Source organism: Paraburkholderia elongata (assembly GCF_013177735.1).
Classification (GTDB): Bacteria; Pseudomonadota; Gammaproteobacteria; order Burkholderiales; family Burkholderiaceae; genus Paraburkholderia; species Paraburkholderia elongata.
Window position 1 is genome coordinate 1 of sequence record NZ_WOEZ01000104.1, and the last position, 6,726, is coordinate 6,726.

Consider the following 6,726-nt stretch of genomic DNA (forward strand, 5'->3'; position numbering starts at 1 on the left):
CACTTGACGCAAGGAAGCCTTCACCCGGCGTCTGCCCGTCAACCAATCGGGGTCGCCATGTGCAATTCGTCAGTTCAATAGGAGTACAAAACAAATCGAGCGCGCAAATCTGCCAACGACGGGTTGACGCTGGTTCGTCGCTGACCTATATTGGCCGGGTAGATCGATTCGGTCCTGTCGTCATGGCAATAAATGCTTACCCACGTCGAACCGAGCGGGTACTTGTACCTGTCCTTTCGACCCCATCGTCCACGCCCGAAGCACCGTTCGCGTTTTCGTATGACGGAAGGTTCAACAATGGGCGATGAAACCACACGTGACCCGATTTTTCCGGCAACCTGCGTGCGCTGCGGCGGCAGGGTTTCGGAGGCGGTTTCTTTCTGTCCGCATTGTGGCGCGCATGCGTGGTTTGCGTTCGGCGATCGTGCGTGGACGAAGAAGCCCGATGCAGCCACGGCGAGCACAGCGCGCGCGCGTGCGCACGTTCCGCATGACAAGTTGCTGTGGCCGTCGCAGTCGAGACCCGTGTTCGCGTCGGCCGATGCCGATCCATATGGCGACACGCGCCCGCATTCGCTTGGCGGTGCCCGTCATTGGCGATTGAAAGCGAGCGTAGCGCTGGCGTTGCTGGCATGCGTCGCCATTTATGGCGGAACGTTGCTATTGCACCGGGATGACTCCGCCACGCGTGAACAGCAGACGACGTCGAGCACGGTGGAAGGCAGCGTAACGACAGATGGCGGGAGCCAGGCTAACCAGGGCTCCACACCGCCGCAGGTGCCGACGATGGTCCAGGGCCCCGGGGCGGCGCAAGGCTCGATCACGCCGCAAAGGCCGACGGCGGTGCAAGACCCGGCGACGGCCGCAGCTGTCGCGGCAGCGGCGATCGCTTCTTCGGCGGCGCCTGCTGCAGCTGCTTCCTCGGTAGCGTCCGAGCAACCCGTTGCGCCTGCGATCCCGGATCGCGAGACACATTCGCAGGACGAAAAAGCCTCGTCACCGAGCTCGACAGCGAGCAACAAGGGGTATGGCGACAGGAATCACAGGCTGATGTCGCTCGCGCTTGCGCGAGCGCACAGCGGTCTCGAGAAAAATGATCTGGCTATGGCCCGATCAGGGATCTATTGGGCGCTTTCGTTGCAGCCGGACAATAGCGAGGCACTCATGCTGAAGCAGGAATTGCTCTCGCGGCAAAAGGCGCGTGATGCGGGGTTGCACGCGACTCGCACCCGATAGCCTCCATAGCGACGATGGCTGTGGTGCAAATAGCGATCAACGAATCGGTTAGAGTGTCGGTCTGACTGATTTGACGGCCCGCGATGAGCAAGCTGAAGAGTCTGGACGGACTGTTCACCGGCCGTCACTTTCACCGTGACGTGATCATTCTTTGTGTGCGCTGATATCTGCGCTACAAGCTCAGCCTGCGCGATCTCGTCGAGATGATGGATGGCTGAACGAGGGTTGTCGCTTGCTCACACGACGATCCTGTGTTGGGTGCAGCGCTATACGCACGAGTTCGTCAAACGCTGGAACCGTTTCGCAACACCTGCGGGACGGTCGTGGCGGGTTGACGAGACGTACCTCAAGGTCCGTGGCAAATGGGTTTATCTATATCGGGCGGTGGATCGGGTCGGCCAGACGGTAGACTTCATGCTCAGGGCAAAGCGCGATGTGGCTGCGGCAAAATCCTTTTTCAGAAAGGCAATCAAACATCAGGGCCGGCCACCAGAGACGGTCACGCTCGATGGGTATGCCGCCTCGCACCGGGCCGTGCGTGAGATGAAGACTGATGGCCTGCTGCCCGAGGACACGGAGGTGCGGTCTTCGAAATACCTCAATAGTCTGATCGACCAGGACCATCGTCACATCAAGTCCGGAGCGAACATGATGCTCGGGTTCAAACGTTTCAGGAGTGCCGCGACCACGATTTCAGGCATCGAGTTGATACATCGCATTCGCAAGAGGCAGTTCGATCTCTCCGCTTTCGCGCTCGAGGACATCGTTGCACCCTACGTCTGGAATCTTGTCCTGTTCAATCGATAAGGTATCCATATCTATAAGGTACATCTCGGCTACGCCACCTATTTGCACCAGATCCGCATGTTCTAACCGGCTTGCGCTGCACTCTTCGCCAAAGCCAGCGCCCGACTGAACAACAGGGTCGAAAACAATCATCAACCGACGCGCGAACGCGAGCGCCGCTTTCCCCAAGGGGTTTCCTGCGCGGCGCGCGTAGCCTCCACACCCCCCACTTATCGAACCGGTCAACGCGGCCAGGCGTTCACCAGATTGGTGACGTTGACCGTGCCGATGCCGGTGGCAAAGTTCCAACCCGCACCGGTGCCGTACGCTTTCGAATAGCTGCTGTTTCTCGTTGAGAGGACGCCGTAATTGCCACTCGGGCGATAGCAATCATTCGTGCCCGAGCAGTTTACGTCCATGTCGCCGAGCGTGATGTCATAGAAGACGCAGTTGCTGGCGACGCCGTTGCCGCGACTCGAATTACAGGTGCTGGTCCCGCCCAGCAGATATTCCGTGGCAGCGAGCGAATAGTAGACCGGGTTCGGATTACCCTGCCGGGACCCGGTCGCCTGGTTCACCAGGGCCTGGAACCCGGCCCATATCGGCGCGGCGAATGACGTCCCCCCGCCGCCGGCCCACCCGCTGGGGGCTCCCGTGCAAGCCGCGCCGCCATCCGGCACGTCAGAGTCGCAGACAATGTAGTAGTGGCCCCAAACGCCGTTGGCCGCGAAGAGTGAGACGTCTGGAAGATCACGCACACCGTCGGCGGGGTTGCCCAGCAATAGCAGCAACGACTGCCAGGCCGGCTTGGCATACGCACGGCACGTTCCGCTCACGACACCGCTTTCCGATGGCGCACCTGCCGCGCACCCGCTCGGCCCACCGCTGCCGCTCGCCGTTGTCAGGAAATACGCGTTGCCAGTCGGACTGTTGCAAAAACCAGTCGTGCCATAGGTCGTGCGGTAGCCGTTCGCCGCAGCAATCAGCACGCTGGCGCAGGAATCGTTCCACGGAATTTCGGGAACGTAAGATATCGCCGAGCCGTCGGTCGTGCCATTGGCCGCGGTCCAGTAAGAAGCCGTGGTCCGGGCATAGGTGTCGCCGAAATCAGTGCCCCCAACCGCGACGTTGTAGGGCGTCGAGGCAAAGCCGCTAACCCCGATTCCATGGGTCGCATTGCCCAGATCTGCGTCGCAGCTCGCGGCCCCTTCGTCACCGGCCGAGACAAAAACAGAAATACCGCGGGCGACCGCCTGCTGATAGACCGAACTGTAAGCGGCATTGGCGGTGGCCCCGTTCATCGCCTCGCATTCTCCGTAGCTGATGCTGATTATCGCCGGCGGGTTGCTGCTGTTCACGAGGTTCTGGAGCGCGATCAGGCCGCCAAACGTGGTACTGGTGTCCCCGCAGGACGCGAGTACGACGGCGGCGCCTGGGGCCGCGGCACTGGCCCATTCCGCGTCCAGCTCAGCTTCTCTCTCGTTGCCGGCGACGACGCCGGGATTCGTGCAATTGTTCGCACCGCTTGCCGGCGCCGGATGGATTTGTGTAAAGGAGCCCGACGTGTAGCTGGACAATCCGAAGGTCGAGCGGAAGGTCGTCCAGTCGGCTGAACTGTAAACGTTGGTGTTCTCGATCACGACGATCGCCTGGCCCTGGCCGGAGATGCCGGAACGAAACATCGGGTTCAGATTGTAGATCGTAGCGAGATCCGCGGGAGCGACTGCATGATAGGTTGAACTACCACTGGTGTACGTGTATGCGGGTCTGGACTTGAAATTTGTGTGCGGCCGGAAGTCATTCAGTGACACGATCCCATTCACCACGTCCGAAAGCGCTGCCGGAATCCGCGGATTGCTCATGTTCGCGACATGCCCGACGCCACCCACGTCGATCTGATGAATTTCTGTCTTGAACGCGTCGCGGATCTGCCCGGCGGTTCCCGAAAAGTCGATCACCACGCCACCTGCCTGCACGCCGTTCACCGTTAGTCCATGCGTCGAAAGCCAATTGCTGACTATGCTCACATCGGCATCTGCCGGACCGAAATTCACGCGGAATTGCTCGGCCGTGAGCCACTGATGGAAATAAGGCGACTTCGGATCATGGAGTAGATCGATGAAGCGCACGAGAGCCGCTTCGGTCTCGGCTGGGCGCTTGAGCAGAAGCTGCATGTGGTCGAGCACAAGCGTGTCGTGGACCCGCCGTGATCGTTCTGCGCGCTTGCCTCGGGCCGGATGTTGCCGGTCAGCTCAATGGTCTGCCGCTCGTCGACAACCTGAGTGACGAGTTGCCGGTCGTTTGAGTTATTGCTTCGGATGACGTACAAAACATAGCGACAAGCATCAGAACAATGACCCGGAACCGTGATTGGAATCGAGTGAACATGCCGTTTCTCCGTACACCCTCGCAGCATCGGCCACCCACCTTATGCATCCGAAAATCAGCAGCAAGTCGTATTCGGAGCTTGTCGAGACAGCACCCCAATCATCCAGCCGAGGCAAATTTCAACGGCCTTCCTGAGAGCATTGGGTGTAGGGACATACATTGCTCGCAGACAACCTCAGGTCGCCGCAACGGCAGCTCACCTTCGGCCGCAACTTCCCACGCCAGGGAGAGGAAAAACAGCCTTTGCACTCATCCTGGTCACGGTCAGTCAATCGATAGTAGGAGCCATTGAGCCGCTGTCAAGGCTCCACCGCCCTATACCCATTTGCACGATTCGACGAGCCCGAATTCACAGGTTGCACCATCGTGCGGCACGTAACAGGCGCTGCATTCGTCAATAAATTGACTCTTCACTGTTGCACCACGCGGCAATGACGTCATTTGATTCGTTCGCCACCCAGCGAACATCATTCACATTGCATATTCTCTGGAATTACGCTCGCGCAGGGATCCCCTGCTTCGACCTATGGCTCTATGCGAAAGCGAAAAGGTGTTTGAATCGCGCGTTCTTTTTTAACGATTTTCTATCGAACTATTTACGGATAGGCATCGATTCGCCACATGCACGATTCAAGATTGGATTTCGAAGATAGATAGACCTATAGTACCGGTCACACATGAATGAAAACACGTCGTTGAGCAGTATTCGAAAATGCACCGGGGGCGGGCATGGGTATATTGATCGATGAGGACATCGCGCACATCGAGTGCGTGATGCGTCCGTCGTTATGCGGGTTTGAAGACGGTCCGATTCTGCCAGCCGAATATTGGCGCAGACGGCTCTATCGGCTACTCGACTCGTGCCATCTCACGAAGGTCCAGTTATGCTCGATCGATAGCCTGCTTCTGCAGTTGGACCGGTTCGACGCGGAGCAGCCTGACGAGCCGAGCCGTCCACGACGCCCTGCACCCGGTAGCAAGCCGAAATTAGTACTGCTCGGCCAACGGGACTGCAGATGCAGTACAGACAGAGCGGCGCGTCCCGGCGACTTAGCGTTGCCTCTCGAACCTGTAGCACAAGCCAATATCGGCGTTCCAGATGCTCAGGTCGTCAAGGCGCAGGGGCGAAGACGCAAAGGTCCAGGGTTCCCGTCGCGGCTACCGGTATGCGGCCCAGACGCCTCCATCCATGAACTCGAACAGGCCTGCTCGATGCGATGACCGCTGGCAATTCCGCAAGCAGGGAGCGTCGGGCCGAACTTTCCTCACCGGTTGGCGAAGAAAACCGGTGAGACGCGTCGGTTTCGCTCGCGGCGGCCGGACCGGAATAGATGGTGGATGGCCTCGCCGCCACGCTGAATGCCGTGAGTGCCAGCCATGTATTGCTCGGTGTTCATGCGATGAGACTGGTGCAGATTTCGGGGTTTGAGGTATGGCGGAATGGCTTGACGCAACAACCGCAAACCAGGCGATTCGACGCGTCATCCGCGCCGTCGTCGAAGATCTTTTGCCACACCCCGGCTTCATTGGATGAAGGTCTTTTCTCAACGTACCCCTTTCCTGTCACTTCTGGGAGCAAGCGATGAATCTGTGGAATCCTGAGCAAAACTCTGCGGCGCAACAGGCCAGTACGGAAGCATCGTTTGCTTTGGCAAACAGGACCGTCGAGATCTTTCAGAAAATGATCGAACTGAATCTGAAAACCGCCAGGTCGAGTATCACCGAAACCAAGGAGGTAGTGTTCAAAGCGCTATCGGGAAACAGTCTGCATGGGGCGCACTGCACAGTGACGCGGCGGAACGGATCGTGCCGCAAATCCAGTCGTACTACCGGCAATTATTCGCCATTGCATCAAATTCCCAACTGGAGTTTGCAAACGTCGCCAATGAGTATGTCGCTGGGCAGCAGCGCAAATTGCAGGAGGCGATTGACGGGGCCGCACGGCATGTGCCGGCTGCTGCAGAAACCGCCGTTACATCCTTGAAGTCTGCGATTGCCGCCGCAGGCACCTGGTACGAGACGACGTACAAGGCCACTCAACAGGCGATCCATGTTGCCGAAAGCAATGCCGCAGCAGTGAGTGCTGCCGTGTCGAAAACCACCAGGCAGGCGGTCGAGCCAGCTTCTCGCACTACATCGAAGTAGTCGTTGCCTCCGGCCAGGACGTTCGCAACCGTAACTGGGCGAACGACGGATTTCATGGTGCGGCGATGCCTCAAGGCTTGAGGGCGTCCATTCGCCGCTGTCTCCGTTTGTCGATGATCAGGTAACGGAAATGACGAAGCAGATCGCACTTGTCACGGGCGGAACTGGCGG

Annotated in this window: 2 protein-coding genes and 3 pseudogenes; 4 read left to right on the forward strand and 1 reads right to left on the reverse strand. The window is 58.9% G+C overall.

Annotation, left to right across the window (positions count from 1 at the left end):
- The first annotated feature begins 297 nt into the window (after nt 1–297).
- The gene (locus GNZ13_RS20165) at nt 298–1,236 is read left to right on the forward strand and encodes a zinc ribbon domain-containing protein (RefSeq protein WP_172167499.1); all 939 of its coding nucleotides are present in this window, start codon (nt 298–300) and stop codon (nt 1,234–1,236) included.
- A gap of 83 nt (nt 1,237–1,319) precedes the next feature.
- Nucleotides 1,320–2,043: pseudogene (locus tag GNZ13_RS20170) on the forward strand (IS6 family transposase).
- A gap of 221 nt (nt 2,044–2,264) precedes the next feature.
- Here the strand turns inward: GNZ13_RS20170 and GNZ13_RS20180 are convergent.
- Nucleotides 2,265–4,214 (reverse strand): annotated as a pseudogene (locus GNZ13_RS20180) (S53 family peptidase); the annotation flags it as partial.
- A 925-nt stretch (nt 4,215–5,139) separates the two neighbouring features.
- Here GNZ13_RS20180 and GNZ13_RS52460 point away from each other — a divergent pair.
- Nucleotides 5,140–5,343, forward strand: a pseudogene (locus tag GNZ13_RS52460) (hypothetical protein); the annotation flags it as partial.
- An 873-nt stretch (nt 5,344–6,216) separates the two neighbouring features.
- A complete protein-coding gene (locus GNZ13_RS20185; RefSeq protein WP_172167503.1) occupies nt 6,217–6,555 on the forward strand; it encodes a hypothetical protein in 339 nt (112 codons plus the stop codon).
- The last annotated feature ends 171 nt before the right edge of the window (nt 6,556–6,726 follow it).

Bases quoted from the DNA above. Each gene is read 5' to 3' on its own strand.
- GNZ13_RS20165 (WP_172167499.1), top strand. From the start codon at position 298: ATGGGCGATGAAACCACACGTGACCCGATTTTTCCGGCAACCTGCGTG.